Raw genomic sequence first — 15,467 nt, 5'->3', positions numbered from 1 at the left:
ATTAAATGACAAAATCGTTATACCATACGGAAATCATCAATGCTGAGGGCTTGAACGGGACCGTCTCTGTTTCGGACGGTGAATCTCTGCAGACATCTGATCCGCTGAAGGATTTAGCCGGCTTCAATCCGGAACAATTATTCGGCTTATCATGGGCGACTTGCCTGAATGCGACCATTGAAGCCCTGCTTAAGGCGAGGAAAGCCGAGGCTAGAAGCAAAGCGGAAGTGCACGTCGATTTCTGCAGGGAAGAAGACGGAAAAGGGTTTTATTTCGATTTGAAGGCCTTTATTTCGGTCGAAGGCATGGAGTTGGCGGACGTTGAGAAACTTGCGCAATCCGCCCATAAACGCTGTCCTGTTTCAAAAATCATCGGCGACTACAATCACATCACTTTGGAAGTTGTCCCTTACGCGGAATAACAGCTACAAATCGGCTACTTCAATTAACAGCTAATCCGTATCACTTTGCTTCAGACTGTTTTATGATAAAATAGTGAAAAGCAGAAAAGGTGGCGTAGCATATGTTAAAAGATTTCGATTTTGACAAAAAAGACACGACATTATCCGGCACAAAAAGGTCTGAACTCGGCATTGAACTGGCCGCTTTGCAAAGAAAACTGGTCAACAGCGACTCCTCCATGCTGATCATCGTCGATGGCTGGGAATCCTCAGGCAAAGGGCATGTACTAAAGGATCTGACGAAGGAATTGGACCCACGTTATTTCGAAGTAAGCGTCTTCGATGATGCTTTGGACGACTATGCAGAGCGCCCATTTTTGTGGCGTTTTGCGAGAGATTTGCCCGGAAAAGGCCGGATAGCTTTTTTTGACCGCAGTTTCTATTCGGAACTGATGAACGATTTGAAAATGAAGGACGAACGCCTGGAACATCACCTTGGCTATATTAGTTTTCTGGAACGGATGCTGGTTGCCGACAACACCATCGTCCTGAAACTGTTTCTGCACCACTCAGAAAACACGATGGAAAAACGGATCGAGAAACTGAAAGACGACCCATACAGAGAGTTCCTGATCACCAAAGACGATGAAAAACAACTCAAAAAATACTCCAAATATTTGAAGCACTTCGACAAAATATTGGAAATGACGAACTTCGACGCGTCGCCATGGCACGTGATTTCCTCAGAAGACCTTAAAGATGCTTCCCGAGCAGCACTAAGCATCGCGAGCAGCACTTTGAAGAGCCACCTTGAGCAAACAGAAAAGAAACCACCGGTGCCGATCCGTTCCGGCCTAAAGGAAAAACCACTGGCCAAAATCGATCTGAAAGTTGCCATAACAGAAGAAGAATATGAAGCCCAGCTGGAGAAACTGCAGGAAAAAGCGGGGGAATTGGTCTACGAAATGTGGCTGAAAAAGATCCCTTGTGTTCTTGTGTTCGAAGGCACGGATGCAGCAGGCAAGGGCGGCGCAATCAGCCGCTTGACAAGGTTGATCGATCCGCGCAGTTATGACGTTGCCACGACTGCGGCACCCACCGAGAACGAGAGTCGCTATAACTATCTTTGGCGCTTCTATCAGACTTTTCCGGTCAAAGGGAAAATGACCATTTATGACAGAAGTTGGTACGGCCGCGTACTGGTGGAACGGGTGGAAGGCTTCACCCCGGAACACCGCTGGGCCGCTGCCTACGAAGAAATCAACGAAATGGAACACAACCTGGTCCATGATGGTTTGTTGATCGTTAAATTCCTGATTGTGATAGACAAAGAAGAGCAAAAACAGCGCTTCAAAGATCGGGAAAACGATCCGGAGAAAAACTACAAGCTGACCGATGAAGATTGGCGGAACCACGAAAAATTCGAGCACTACGAAGAAGCAATGAACGAGATGGTCGCCAGAACGGACACGAAAGATGCTCCGTGGATCATTATCGAAGGGAACCAGAAAGAATATGCCCGGATTAAAGTATTGAAGGAATTCATCAGCCGGGCAAGAGCCTTCATCGATAGACATGAGGGCAAGAAGCAAGAAAAATAGTCGAATGTAAGCGGGGCGTATAATTTGTTAACAAACAAGAAAGTAACCATCTATGTAACGGGCGGCATTGCAGTCTATAAAGCTGCCGATCTCGTCAGAAAATTCATCAAAGCAGGCGCCGAAGTTAAAGTGGCGATGACCGCTTCCGCTCAGGAATTCGTCACTCCATTGACTTTTCAGGTACTGAGCAAGCATGAAGTCTACACAGACACCTTCGACGAAAAAGATGCGCAGTTCGTCAGCCATATCCATTTGGCTGACTGGACGGAACTTGCTGTCGTGGCGCCGGCAACAGCCAACATCATCGCCAAGATGGCGAACGGCATCGCCGATGATTTTGTGTCGACTGCACTATTGGCAACAACGGCTCCACGCCTGATCGTTCCTGCCATGAACCAGCACATGCTCGAGAACCCGGCTACAGTCCGGAACATGGGAGCACTGAAAAGTTATGGTTATGAAATCATGGAACCTGACACAGGCTTTTTGGCTGAAGGTTATGAGGGTAAAGGGCGCATGCCTGAACCGGAAAAGATTGTCGAAGCTGCACAGTTGGTCGTTTTGAATAATGCCAAGGAACTGCCTTTGAAAGGCAAAAAGGTGCTCATCACGGCCGGAGGAACGAAAGAGCGCATCGACCCAGTCAGATTCATCACCAATGATTCTTCCGGCAAAATGGGCTACAGTTTGGCGAAAGCTGCCCGTGATTTAGGCGCTGAAGTAACGTTGGTAACCGCAACGAATTTGTTGCCGATTCCTTTTGGGATCGAACCAATATCCGTACAATCGTCCAAAGAGATGGAAACGGCAGTTTTAGATAAATTTCACAATATCGATATGGTCATCATGGCTGCGGCTGTATCTGACTACAGACCGAAAACGCAAGCGACAGTCAAAATCAAGAAAACAAACGAGGATATGAATTTGGTTTTGGAGAAAACAACGGATATCTTGGCTGAGCTCGGAAAAAGAAAAACAGGCCAATTTTTGATCGGTTTTGCGGCTGAAACGCACGAAGTCGAACGGTATGCAATGGACAAACTGAATCGCAAAAACGCGGATATGATCGTAGCGAATGACGTTTCGAAAGAATATGCAGGTTTCAACAAAGATACAAATGAAGTAATCATTTACCAAGTTGACAAAGAACCGATCCAAATTTCGGTGAGATCAAAAGATTTGATTGCTGAAGAAATTCTGTATGCAGCCATCGAATCGATGCATGATGAAATGGGCACGGAATAAGTTAAAATGACAAATAAATAACATAATGTAGCAAAATTGTGAAGAATGTGATCATTTCGCAATTTTGCTATTTTTATATGGTGCGGTCAGGTAGAATTCGATTATTGCGGTTTCTGATAACTTTTACACATAACTTAGTATAATATATATTATGTAAACTTGAATATAGAATTTTTCTGTATAAGATTCCAAACGGCCATAATCCCCCGTTTTCCAGGTTTTTTTCGGTCGAAAAACGCCTCAGGTTATCTATTGATAATTATTAGCAACAAAGGCATTATTTTTCATATTCATCCGTTGGATTCGTTGCTTCAGGGTTAATCAAGTCATAAATACTGGCAATCAAACAAAATAAATAGTTGGATTGCCAGCCATTACAAGCATTTATGGATTAGATTGACATGGATGGACATAATCAGGTCGCTGCAGATAATTATTGCTGAAGGGCCAGCTGATTAAAGTTATTGAGCCACTTTTGGAGGAAACTTAAGGGACAGGAAGGTTTGCACTGGTATTTGGGTTATTTGACGCGACTAACGAAATTTTTCATATAAACAGGCCTAGTATGGTCCTGAAATACAAATCGGCTTATCTGAGCTGGATAAAATCCTGCCCGAAACACAGATAAGCCTGATTAAACATTATAGTTGTCAGTCGAAATACGCAAAAAGCTTTTCTTTGACTTCCTCAAGAAATCCTAAATCTGATGCAGTAGGATTTTCGATTTCCAGCAATGTGAGATAATCATCAGTATCCACGCTGTTGACGACCAGTTCGGCTAAAGAACCATGGGGAAATTTGTTCATACGGACGTCGAGCTCAGATTCCAGATAAGCACGATTACAACCTGAATAGGACTGAACCTTCCTGATCAAATCATCATAATTCACGTTTTTTCTTTGTTCGATTACGATTTCTTCCATGAAGGTCAGGATATCTTGTTCCGCTTGACTCTTGTGTTCCGGAGCCACCCTTTCTTTCAGACCCAGCAAAAACTGCTCCAATTTCAATCTGTTGACTGTTACGTTTTTCATAGTACCATTCACTCCTTGCTCCAGACAGGCTACCAATGTCGTTTACACCTATATATTAACACCATGGGAGCTGATTGGACGAATGATAACGTTTGGAGGAAAGACTACAAAAAAGCGGATGCGCCCTTTCCTACTCTAGGGAAATGGTCGCATTCGCTTCTGTTTTTTATTTTCAGCTTCTTACAGGCATAGCCTGCAGCATTTGGTACAATTCTGATGGAGATGGCACGTCGCTTATATTTGCTGAGTAATGGCTCAAAACAACTTGCCCTCTTCTGTCGACGACGATTGTCGCTTGCAGTTGCAGTTCATTTCCCTCAAAACGTTGACATTCGATCCCATAGTATTCGAATTCCAGCAGTTTTTCTTCGGAAACGCCGTAAACAAGATTGCGCATCGAATCCGATGAAGGGATATCAAAGTGTTCGTATAAGGATTGCTCAGGGTCTGCTATGACGGTATATGGGATTTTCATTTTTGCTGTTCTTTCGGAAACAGCGGCTTCTGCCCCTTGTATCACCATCAGGATCTCGATCCCCTGATCTTGGAGGAAATGATAGGCATCCCGGTATTTCAGCATATCCAGTTGACTCATGCCGCAGCCCAGATGTCTCAGGAAAAACACGGCAGTGAAATCACGTTTCAGCTGAGGTCGGAAACTTTCAAAATTCCCATTCTTCGTCAAAAATAAAAAATCGTCTATTTCTGTTCCTTCGGTCAACTTCACTTGGCCCACCCCTTCCGCATTTTCCCGCAACAGGGTGTTCCTGATGCGGTTTGCCGTTCAATTAACACAATTTGTTGATTCTATGTAAGAATATCTTACCGTTTCTTTCTGATTTTGTCGATGATATTGTTACATTATTCGTCAGAAAATCTGACATACGTTTTCTGAGGGCTGTAAGTGTTGTCATATTTATCCAATGGCTTTAAATTGACAGCGCTTGCACACTGTGATAGATTGACTTTGATGAGGAAAACAAGTACTCAAGGAGGTGTATGTATGGCAAGAGGAGGCGGTGGCGGATCACGGGGAGGTGGTGGTTCTTTCGGTGGAAGCCGTGGTGGCGGAGGCCGTAGCAGCGGTGGTCGCGGCAGTTCTTTTGGGGGCGGATCTTTCGGCAGCAGCAAAAGTGGTCGTGGTGGTGGAAGCAAAGGAAGTAGCGGATCGTTTGGGGGCGGTGGGTTTAATATCCCCCGTTCTTCCGGTTCAAGTGGTCCGATTTTCAGGAGTGGCCCCATTATCAGAGGCCCATCTTCCGGCGGTCCCAATTATTCTGGTGGTAGCCCTAGAGGTGCACCGGGCTGCGGTTTAGGCTGCGGTACGATCGCATTGGTCGTGATCATTCTGGCTATTGTTTTCGGTTTGATTTTCTCCTTCAATACGGGATCTTCTCTTTCCGGTTCAGGCGGGAACAGCGAAATCACCCTTTCTACAGTGGAACGGGAGCCCCTTCCAACGGGTTCCGTTACGGAAACGGATTATTACACAGACACGATCGGTTGGATCGGAAACCGTTCTGAATTGACCTCGGGATTGAAGCATTTCTACGAGAAAACCGGCGTGCAACCCTATCTATACTTGACGGATGACATCGACGGTTCGACGAATCCCTCGATGGAGGATTTGGAAAACTTCGCGAACAAAAAATATGACGAACTATTTGCGGACGAGGCCCATCTGCTGTTGGTATTCTTCGAATATCAGTCCAGCATGTACATGGATTATTATGTGGTCGGTACCCAGGCGGCCACTGTAATCGATACAGAGGCCGGCGATGTCTTGCTTGATTACATCGATTCCTACTATTATGACGACAACAAAACGGATGAAGAATTCTTCAGTGACGCTTTCCGGGATTCCGCGGATCGCATCATGGAAGTGACGCGTTCCCCGTGGATCGCTGTTCTGATTGTGTTCGGCGTCATTATCCTGCTCGCCCTTCTGTTCTTCTGGTGGCGGCATGCAAAAAAACAAAAGAATCTGGAAGCGCAGCAAACCGAAGACATCCTGAAGACGCCGTTGGATACATTCGGCAACACAGAGGCGGAAGAACTCACGAAAAAATATGATGCCGATGTCTCGCGGCAAGTCGATACCAGCCCTACCCCGCAGGCAGAAGACGAAACCCAGGAAGACACGAACCCATAAGGAGGAAACTGAAATGGCAATATTAGAAAGATTCTCGGATATCATCAGTGCGAACATCAACGCTTTGATCGACAAAATGGAAAATCCGGCAAAAATGATCGATCAATACCTGCGAGACATGATGGAAGATTTGGCTGAAGTCAAAAGAAGCACAGCCGGCGTCATGGCCGAGGAGACCCGGACCAAGCGTTTGGTCGATGAAAATCAAGCGGAAGTCATCAAATACACCGATTATGCCAAAAAAGCCTTGGAAGCCGGCAATGAGAACGACGCCCGCATCTTCCTGACCAAAAAGCAGGAATTGGAAAATGTCGGTGCAGGACTGGCTACTTCATACGCTTCGGCGCATGAGAATGCCGTCAAGATGCGCCAGATGCACGATAAACTGGCAACCGACATCGAAACGCTCAAATCCCGCCGCGAAATGATCAAATCCAAGATGGCGGTCGCCAAAACCCAAGAAACTCTGAACAAAGCGACGGATTCCATCGCGAGCACGAAAGGTGCCATGAGCTCCTTCGAACGTATGGAAGAAAAAGCCGACAAAATGTTGGATGAAGCAAATGCGATGTCCGAGCTGAACATGACACCGATCGATGAAGCCAAAGCTCTTGAAGAAAAATACGCCAGCCAGGGCTCGGCCTCAGTCGAAGATGAGCTTGAGAAAATGAAAAAAGATATGGGATTGTAAATCCCCGTCAAATTAAAAAAGTGCACCCTGCCGTTTTGGATGGCAAGGTGCACTTTTTGCTGTTTTTGCGGAAACGCATTTTGAGACGATTTCAAATTAGATGACGCATCCACCATCACGAAATTCTCTCAAAATGCTTTATTTTTTTGGGAAGTCAAAATCCGAAATCGACGCGTTTGTAAACGTTGTTGATGTTCTCCTGGGTGATGTCGATATAGCGGAGCGTGACCGCTTGTGAGGAGTGCTGGAAGATTGTTTGGAGCAAGGAAATATCTACGCCCTGCTTATATGAATGGTAGCCGAAGCTCTTCCGCAGCGAATGGGCGCTCAAGGTGATGCCGATCATATCCCCGGCATGCGCGATGATCCGATGCGCCTGCGTGCGCTTGATGTGACTGTTCTTGTCGGCGTTGGAATAGAACAAGTAATCAGTTGCCGCCAGTCCCTCCCTTTCCACATAATCCGAGATGGATTGCTTCAAGCGGTCGTGGATGGCCAGTTCTTTCTTCTTGCCCGTTTTCATCTCCACGATCTGGTACGACTCTTTCCCCAGTACTTGCCCTACCTTAACGTTCAGGATATCGCTTATGCGCAAGCCGGTGCGGATTGCGTACTCCAAAAGCAGGCGATTTTTCGAATAAGGCGGATAAACGTCCATCAATGTTTGGATTTGGCTGATGTCTTTGATTGCGTGGGTGGTATTCACTTAAATGCCCTCTTGTTTCCTCTATTTTTCCCCTCCAAAATCCGGGGTTTTTCGGTTGATTTCGCTTAAAAAAGCATACCATTTTGGTGTTGATAAATCAACATTTCTCAGGGAACACAATTATACATGTGTTCCCTCATTTGGTGGCAATGTCTATCATTTAGTCGGCTGCAGACACGACTTTTGAGACGATTTCGAGCCTGGATGCGATCGACTGTGCACGAAACTGCACAACAGGCTTTTTTGGGAATGCTTTGACTTTACGTCGCGGAAGCTTCATACTTATTTAATGAAATCATAATACATTTCGTAGGACATCTTTGATACAATTTTAGCAAGCTACGAAAGAAAGAAGGTTAAAGCATGAAACTGAAAAAATTTGTGACAGTAGGTCTGGCTTCGTTGACCTTATTGGGAATTACCGCTCCGGCAGCGTTCGCCGATAAAGTCGCGATCGAACCGATTTTCACATACGGCGAGAGTCTGAATGCCGCTCAACTGGAGGAGACAAGAGAAACGCTCGGAGTAGCTGAAGGAACGAATGAATTAGTTGTGGCAGTCAACGAATTGAACGCCCTGCTGCAGGATAATTATCCCTATAACCAAGTCTATTCCAGCACCTACATCACACCGGCCGACAGCGATGGCGCTGTATCGGTGGAGATACTGACGCCTGAAACCATCACCGCCATCACGGAGGCGCAATACAAGAATGCTGCCATCACAGCCGGAGCTGTGGATGTGGACATCAAGGTGGCATCCGCCGTCACAGTTGACGGATCCGGGGCATTGGCAGGCGTATACAAAGCTTTCGCTGATTCTGGAAACACACTGGATGCAGCCGCTGTGGAAGTCGCTCAGGAAGAACTGGCCGTCACTTCTGCAGTAACCGAGGAAAACCAAGCCAACAGCGGCTATTCGGATGAATTGATGAATGCGGCGATCGTGGAAATGAAACAGGACATCCAAGAAGCAAAGGATGCCAACAACGGCACCCTCAGCGCTGACGATATCCGCCAAATCGTCGAGGATGTGCTGAAGAACTACAACCTTGACAGTATCCTGTCCGCTGACAATATCACGAATATCCAGAACCTGATGATCAATTTCGGAGACATCAATCTTTCCCCTGAGCAAAAAGAGCAAATTGCCGCTTTCGGTGAAGAACTGCAAGCCACTGGCGGAGAATTGTTCGAACAGGCAAAAACAGCCTGGAGCAATGTCGATCAGGAACAACTGAAAGAAGACAGCATGGGCATTTGGGAATCCATCGTCCAGTTCTTCACGAACCTTTTCGGCGGGAAAGACAGCACAACGACTGAAACCGAATAATTGAAGCTTTACAAGCTGAATGATAAAGAAGCCTTCCTTTCAGATTTTATCGAAAGGAAGGTTTCTCGCTATATAGGGACGCAATTGGACTAAACCATGATAATTCCTTACCATCTTCACAATAAAATAAAATTTGCATGTTATCCTCTTGGGAAAGTATTTATGTATGTATCGAAAGGAGGATATAGTATGTTTGACATTTCCGTATTGATTGCCATTTTTTTGGCGATGGGCTATTTCACCTTTTCCAGCCGCGGCATGTTGGCTTATACGTTCGGCATTTATCTGGACCTCCCCAACGTCATCATCCATGAATGCGGCCATGCTCTGACGGCGCGCATATGGGGCGGAAGCATCCAATCGGTAAAATTTAATATCCTTCCCTCCATTGTCAAAAACGGCGGCATCCTCGGTGTAGCCGAAATCGGAAACCGCAGCGGATTGGGGATGTTTTTTAGCCTGCTGGGCGGCTATTTATCGCAGGCATTGTTCTTTCTGGTGATGGCTTATTTGTATCTGCATGGACAGCTGCTGTGGATCATTCCCCTTTTCTTAATTTTCTATTTGCTTACCAATTTGTTGGCGAAGGAGAAGAGTTTTTGGCAGAATCTGATCATCCTGATTGTGATCGGCAGTTCGATTTTGATTTACCGTGATAACTCCAGTTTCCTTTTGCTGATTTATCAATCGTTGGATGTCATCACAATCGGTTTCGTCGTCTGGTACATGCTTGGATTGGCGCATCAATTTTTCATCGTTTTGCTTCTGAAAAGTGACAGCCAGTGGGACGGGGCGGCCTTGGCGACAAGAACATATATCCCTAGCCTTATCTGGAAAGTCTTCTTTCTCATTGCCATGGGCGGAGCCTATTTCGCCCCCTTTTGGCTGCATCTATTGTTGATTTGAAATCAGATAGTCAAAAAAAGCTGAAGAATCGCCTGCAAAAGGTCGGTTCTTCAGCTTTTTAGCTGATTTTATTGTTGAGCCAGATGTGCTTCAATTTTGGCAATGTCGGTCAGATCTTTTTCCCGGCCCAGCTGCTTCTTCATCATAATGACAGACTCCAGGCTCGCGACCGGAACACCCTCGATCAAGGTTATTTCCCCTGCGTGCCAATCTTCAAAAATTTCTACGTCATCGCTGTAGATCACTTTGCGTGCGAAGTCGCCTTGTTTGATCGGGTATCCCTGAGCCGTTAACGCTCGGAACGCTTCCTTTGTGCAGCTGATGTCGATATCTTTCGTTTCCTCTTTTATGCCATGCATCACCAACGCTGTCCCGGTGATGACGCAATAGTCCCCAGATTGCAACGGAAGCGCCGATACGCTTTCCCTGATCGTTTCTTTTCGGAACATATCCTTCACTCCTCTTCTGTTCATCCAGCAACCATTATAGCACGCACTCCCATCAAATTTTTCAAGTGAAGCAAAAAAAGACGGGCCGACGAACAGTTACACTGCTCGAGGATCCGTCTATAAATTAATCTATTTTTATTTCACGTCTTTGAAAAGACCCGTAAAGTCGAACGTTGCAAAGTAATCCGCAGGCGTTTCAGCGCGACGGATCATTTCCGTGCCGCCGTCTTCCTTCAACAGGATTTCGGCCGAGCGCAATTTTCCGTTGTAGTTGTAACCCATCGAGAAGCCGTGCGCTCCTGTGTCATGGATCACGACCAAGTCACCGATGTCGATTTTAGGCAGCATCCGGTTGATGGCGAATTTGTCGTTGTTTTCGCACAATCCGCCTGTCACGTCATACAGGTGATCCGCTGGTTGATCTTCTTTACCCATCACAGTGATGTGGTGATAAGCCCCGTACATCGCCGGACGCAACAAATTGACCGCGCTGGCATCCAGACCGATGTAATCTTTGTAGATGTGCTTTTCGTGGATGGCCGTTGCCACCAAACAACCGTATGGCCCAAGCATGTATCTGCCTAGCTCCGTATAGATAGCAACATCTCCCAAACCGGCAGGGACCAAGATTTCTTCGAACGCTTTGCGGACACCTTCACCGATTTTTGCCACATCCGCAGCTTTTTGCTCCGGAAGGTAAGGGATGCCGATTCCGCCTGAAAGGTTGATGAAAGTGATATCCGCGCCAGTTTCTTCCTTCAATTCAACGGCCGTCTGGAAAAGGATGCCTGCCAGGATCGGGTAATACTCATCCGCTACGTTGTTGCTTGCCAAGAAAGAATGCAGGCCAAAGTGTTTCACGCCTTTTGCCATCAGCTTTTTGAAGCCTTCAGTCAATTGCGGACGTGTGAAGCCGTATTTTGCGTCTTCGGGTTTATCCATGATTTCGTTATTGATCGTGAACTCGCCGCCGGGATTGAATCGGCAGCTGACCGTTTCCGGCAGTCCGGCTGTTTCTTCCAGGAAATCGATGTGGGTAATATCATCCAGATTGATGGTCGCATTCAGTTTGCGGGCCAATTGGAAGTCTTCCTTAGGCGTCACGTTTGATGAAAACATGATTTCATCGCCTTTGAAGCCGAGCGCATCGGACATCATCAACTCTGTATAGGTTGAACAATCGACGCCACAGCCTTCTTCTTTTAAAATCTGCAGAATGGCAGGTGTAGGGGTTGCCTTCACGGCGAAGTATTCCTTAAAGCCTTTGTTCCAAGCGAAAGCCGCATTCAGTTTGCGCGCATTCTCACGGATGCCTTTTTCATCATATAAATGGAAGGGTGTCGGATACTGTTTTACGATTTCTTCCAACTGTTCTTTTTCAACAAATACTTTTTTTGTCATTTGGCTTCAAATCCTCTCATCATTTCGACTACTTTGATTTCGTTCTGCAACGATTCTTTCAATAAATCAACTACATTTTTCTTTCCGGAGTATAGGCAAGTGGAAAACTCTCCCTCATCGATGTCTCCAGTAAGGACGGTCGTGGAATCCACGATGATCCTTACTTGCTTCTTCGGTTTCTCCAAAAGATGGACCGTCATCCCATCATGGGGGAACGGTATATCGGTTATGACGACCATTTTTATGCCGCGCTGATGGGCTGCCTGCATTTCCGTCAAAAGTGCCGGCAGGATGTTCCCGGACACGGACAAGTACACGCGGGACTTTGATTCGGAAATCATATTGCGCATTTTGTCCATTATGCGGTGTTCGCCTGTGATGGTTATGTAACCTTCGGCATCTTCTCTTCTTTGCGGGATATTCTTGATCAATTCCTGCTTGGATTCCTGAAGCGACCGGATCTTGTTCCCGCAGAATTCTTCCACGGGTACTGGTGTGTATCGGGTTGTCTCTCCTTCGATAATGAAGGCAGCTCCTTTTTCAACCAACGAAGCCAATGAGGCATAGGCATTCGAGCGTGAAATACCGGTTATTTTCGAAACCTCATAGCCGTTCAGGTCCCCGTCCGCTAGCAAGGTCAGGTAGATGGTCGCTTCGTGCCTGGTAAGATTAAATCGCGTCAACAATTCTGTGTTATCCACTGAATAGATCCTCTCGTTTCAATGCGTGTTCTGCTTTTTTGACAGTAGTATTACTGCATAGGAACACTATATACTATTTCTGTTTTCTTGTCTATTTCTAATGCTTTTTTCATCAAAAAATTTCTCTTTCGAATTTGTATGCTGAGACATTCTGCATCATGCATGGTGATGGCTGTAATGCTCAACCAAGTCCCCGAGCATATCGGTGGCTATGTCGTTCTGGCCCCCTCGCGGTACGATGATGTCTGCTTTGATTTTGGATGGCTCTATGAACGCATCATGCATCGGTTTGACCGTCGTCAGGTAGCGGGCGATTGTACTTTCGTATGTGCTGTTCCGCTCCCTGATGTCCCTCTCGATCCTTCTGATCAGGCGGATATCCGGTTCAGCATCGACAAATATTTTGATATCGATCATGGAAACTAATTTGGGTATGGCCAAAATCAGAATTCCTTCCAGGATTACGACCGGCTTCGAAACTATCGGAGTCGTCTTTTTCGAACGCGCTTGATCACCGAAATCGTAGATTGGTGCCTCGATGTTTTGTCCAGAACGGAGTTTGGCCAAATCAGAAATCAAAAGTTCGTTATCGAAAGCGTTAGGATGATCGAGATTCAGCTTTTCACGCTCTTCTGCGCTTAGATGTGCCTGATCTTTGTAGTACCAATCCTGCGATACATAGACGACATTGCCCTTGCCCAGTCTTTCCGCGATTGTTTTTGCTACGGTTGTTTTGCCGGCTCCCGACCCTCCGGTAATCCCGATGATGATCATCTTTATCGTCCCCTATCTTAACGGATTGTTGTGTCACTTCTACATCCATTATAAGCTTTCACCGGGCCATAGGCGAACCAGAGTGAACAAAAAAGGAAACAAGAATCTGCATCTGAGCAGACTCCCGCTTCCCTAGTTAGCATTCAAATCAAGAATAATGATTTCAGGACCGTTATGAACACAACCAAACTGAACATCGAAAAGATGGTGGTGAAAACGACGATTTGGCTCGCCAAATCCGGGTCTCCGCCCATCTGTTGCGCCATCGTGTAGCTGGATACCGCTGTCGGCCCTCCCAGCATCGTCATCATCGGCACCAGATTTTCTCTGGTCAATCCGTAGAGGACAGCCAGCGTCAGACCGATTATTGGGATCAGAACCAACTTGAAGAATACAGTCATTGCCAGTTGGATCCGCGCATTATTCAAAGCGTCAAAGCGGAAAGTGCCGCCCATAACAATCAACGCTAAAGGTGTGACCAGACCTTTGATGCCGCTCAGTGTATCGTCGAGGAACAGAGGGAATTTCAATCCGGAAAGGCTGATCAGTATCCCGATTATCGTCCCGATGAACATCGGATTCTTAAGGATATCCAGGAGAATCCTGCCGGGTTGAATTTTATGATCCGAAAAAATGGAAAGTGCCACGACCGACAGAACATTATTCAAGGGAACGATGACCGCGATCAGTATCGATGTCATCCCCAATTGGCTTTCCGACAACAACGAAGTGGCAATCGGCAAGCCGAAAAGGACAAAATTGGAGCGGAATGTGCCTTGCAGCATCACCCCGCGTTTGGCATTGTCCTTTTCTATCCGCGGAATGAATAAGGCAAAAAGGAAGAAAATACTTAAAGTAAGTCCGACAGCGAACAGGAGCACATCCACTCTGAAGGTGCTTCTTACGTCCGCTTCGTAAACGTTCATAAGGAGGTTGATCGGCAAAAAGAACCGAAAAATGGCGTTATTCAAATTTTGATAGGTCGTGCCGTCCAACAGACGGGCCCGCAACAACCCCTGTCCAATCAACATGTACAACAACAAAGGCATTACCGCATTCAATGCAATGGGAAAATTCTCCAACTGATCCTCTCCGTTTCTGGAAGTATAAATATTGTTACGTAGCCTGCTTGAGTAATGAAAGGCTGAATCAATCAATATTATCAGTGTACCATACACAGTTGGAGAAGGTACACTGATTCCCTGACCATGGACTTTCATTGAATAATCTGTGTGTTATTCTTTGCTCCCAACCTCATTAAAGCGCTATACTTGAGGAAAGAAGAGAATAGGAGTGGTCGGAATGATTTATGAATTCAGAGTTGCTGTCCGAGACATCGGCGTGCCGATTTGGCGGGATATCCAGGTGAACAGCGATGAGACTTTCTACGACTTCAACAGCATCATCCAAGCAGCATTCAGTTGGAGCGGATTTTTCGAACACCGTTTTGAAATCACGCGTTCCGGCGGGTCAGATCTCCTTCCTATCATCATTGAGGAGACACCTTTGGACACTTTGGAAGATTACACAGACGAGAGCGACTTCCGGGAATATTCCAATGAAGAACGTGAAGATGTGGATGAAATCGAAGAAAATGAATACGACTATTATGATGAAAACGACAGCGCGGAAAATGAGGACCAGCAGCTGCTGAAATATTTCACCGATATCGATGATGCGGCGACCTACATCTATTTCACGGATGCCGTCTTGGAAGTGGATATCCAACTCACGGAAATGGTTGCTCCCCAAGAAGACTGCAGCTATCCGATTTGTGTAGCCGCGGAAAACGCCAGTCCCGACGAAATGGAGGACCGCCCCACGATTCTGCAGAATCGGGATAAATTGAAACTGACGGACACACAAGATTTGATCCGTTTGATCAATTTCGCATTATCCCAGTTGGGCGATTCGGATATTTTCGACACGGAATATGAAGACTTTGGGTCAGAGTATGCGATCGATACTAACTGGGATGATGTTCCGCCTGATGAGACGGAAGATTCTCCGCCAAATTTCTGATTCATCCTTCAAACTGCACAGCATACCGCTCATTTAGCAGTGGTATGCTTTT

16 protein-coding genes are annotated in these 15,467 nt (G+C 46.2%); 8 read left to right on the top strand and 8 right to left on the bottom strand.

Annotated elements, in window-relative coordinates; all coding sequences use genetic code 11:
* The first annotated feature begins 5 nt into the window (after positions 1-5).
* The 3 genes from BM184_RS03240 to coaBC all read left to right on the top strand — a co-directional run bounded on the left by BM184_RS03240 (position 6) and on the right by coaBC (position 3,247).
* Entirely contained in the window at positions 6-422 is a 417-nt protein-coding gene (locus BM184_RS03240; protein ID WP_086941425.1) for an OsmC family protein, read from the top strand.
* A gap of 101 nt (positions 423-523) precedes the next feature.
* Positions 524-2,002, top strand: a complete 1,479-nt coding sequence (locus tag BM184_RS03235; protein ID WP_086941424.1) for a phosphate:AMP phosphotransferase — start codon at positions 524-526, stop codon at positions 2,000-2,002.
* A 24-nt stretch (positions 2,003-2,026) separates the two neighbouring features.
* Positions 2,027-3,247: a bifunctional phosphopantothenoylcysteine decarboxylase/phosphopantothenate--cysteine ligase CoaBC gene (gene coaBC / locus BM184_RS03230; RefSeq protein WP_086941423.1), complete on the top strand. Its 1,221-nt coding sequence runs from the start codon at positions 2,027-2,029 to the stop codon at positions 3,245-3,247.
* A 650-nt stretch (positions 3,248-3,897) separates the two neighbouring features.
* Here the strand turns inward: coaBC and BM184_RS03225 are convergent.
* On the bottom strand, positions 3,898-4,281 hold the full coding sequence (locus BM184_RS03225; RefSeq protein WP_086941422.1) for a hypothetical protein: 384 nt from the start codon (positions 4,279-4,281) through the stop codon (positions 3,898-3,900).
* Positions 4,282-4,453: 172 nt separating this feature from the next.
* Positions 4,454-5,008 (bottom strand): redoxin domain-containing protein, encoded by a 555-nt coding sequence (locus BM184_RS03220; RefSeq protein ID WP_177208518.1) that lies wholly within the window; start codon positions 5,006-5,008, stop codon positions 4,454-4,456.
* A 276-nt stretch (positions 5,009-5,284) separates the two neighbouring features.
* Here BM184_RS03220 and BM184_RS03215 point away from each other — a divergent pair, with 276 nt between their 5' ends.
* Both BM184_RS03215 and BM184_RS03210 read left to right on the top strand, forming a co-directional pair.
* Positions 5,285-6,433: a hypothetical protein gene (locus BM184_RS03215; protein WP_177208517.1), complete on the top strand. Its 1,149-nt coding sequence runs from the start codon at positions 5,285-5,287 to the stop codon at positions 6,431-6,433.
* Positions 6,434-6,446: 13 nt separating this feature from the next.
* On the top strand, positions 6,447-7,124 hold the full coding sequence (locus BM184_RS03210) for a PspA/IM30 family protein (RefSeq protein ID WP_086627915.1): 678 nt from the start codon (positions 6,447-6,449) through the stop codon (positions 7,122-7,124).
* Positions 7,125-7,278: 154 nt separating this feature from the next.
* Here the strand turns inward: BM184_RS03210 and BM184_RS03205 are convergent, their stop codons facing one another.
* Positions 7,279-7,830 (bottom strand): tyrosine-type recombinase/integrase, encoded by a 552-nt coding sequence (locus BM184_RS03205; protein WP_086941420.1) that lies wholly within the window; start codon positions 7,828-7,830, stop codon positions 7,279-7,281.
* 363 nt (positions 7,831-8,193) lie between these two features.
* Between BM184_RS03205 and BM184_RS03200 the strand changes: the two genes are divergently transcribed.
* Both BM184_RS03200 and BM184_RS03195 read left to right on the top strand, forming a co-directional pair.
* Positions 8,194-9,162 carry a DUF1002 domain-containing protein gene (locus BM184_RS03200; RefSeq protein ID WP_086941419.1) on the top strand — a complete coding sequence of 323 codons (969 nt, stop codon included), beginning with the start codon at positions 8,194-8,196 and terminating at the stop codon, positions 9,160-9,162.
* 189 nt (positions 9,163-9,351) lie between these two features.
* Positions 9,352-10,068, top strand: a complete 717-nt coding sequence (locus tag BM184_RS03195; protein ID WP_177208516.1) for a M50 family metallopeptidase — start codon at positions 9,352-9,354, stop codon at positions 10,066-10,068.
* 68 nt (positions 10,069-10,136) lie between these two features.
* Here BM184_RS03195 and BM184_RS03190 read toward each other — a convergent pair whose 3' ends face one another.
* From BM184_RS03190 to BM184_RS03170, 5 genes are all read right to left on the bottom strand, one after another.
* A complete protein-coding gene (locus BM184_RS03190; RefSeq protein ID WP_086941417.1) occupies positions 10,137-10,517 on the bottom strand; it encodes a hypothetical protein in 381 nt (126 codons plus the stop codon).
* Positions 10,518-10,652: 135 nt separating this feature from the next.
* Entirely contained in the window at positions 10,653-11,918 is a 1,266-nt protein-coding gene (locus tag BM184_RS03185) for a diaminopimelate decarboxylase family protein (RefSeq protein WP_086941416.1), read from the bottom strand.
* On the bottom strand, positions 11,915-12,619 hold the full coding sequence (locus tag BM184_RS03180; protein ID WP_086941415.1) for a TrmB family transcriptional regulator: 705 nt from the start codon (positions 12,617-12,619) through the stop codon (positions 11,915-11,917). Before BM184_RS03180 ends, BM184_RS03185 begins: the two co-directional genes overlap by 4 nt.
* Positions 12,620-12,775: 156 nt before the next feature.
* The gene (gene udk, locus BM184_RS03175) at positions 12,776-13,393 is read right to left on the bottom strand and encodes a uridine kinase (protein WP_086941414.1); all 618 of its coding nucleotides are present in this window, start codon (positions 13,391-13,393) and stop codon (positions 12,776-12,778) included.
* A gap of 143 nt (positions 13,394-13,536) precedes the next feature.
* Positions 13,537-14,475 carry an AEC family transporter gene (locus BM184_RS03170; protein WP_177208515.1) on the bottom strand — a complete coding sequence of 313 codons (939 nt, stop codon included), beginning with the start codon at positions 14,473-14,475 and terminating at the stop codon, positions 13,537-13,539.
* A gap of 220 nt (positions 14,476-14,695) precedes the next feature.
* Here BM184_RS03170 and BM184_RS03165 point away from each other — a divergent pair, with 220 nt between their 5' ends.
* The gene (locus BM184_RS03165; protein ID WP_086941412.1) at positions 14,696-15,415 is read left to right on the top strand and encodes an IS1096 element passenger TnpR family protein; all 720 of its coding nucleotides are present in this window, start codon (positions 14,696-14,698) and stop codon (positions 15,413-15,415) included.
* The last annotated feature ends 52 nt before the right edge of the window (positions 15,416-15,467 follow it).

This window comes from Trichococcus pasteurii, assembly GCF_900112935.1.
GTDB classification, from domain to species: Bacteria; Bacillota; Bacilli; order Lactobacillales; family Aerococcaceae; genus Trichococcus; species Trichococcus pasteurii.
The sequence above is the reverse complement of the archived record's forward strand: the minus strand, read 5'-3'. Positions and strand labels throughout refer to the sequence as shown.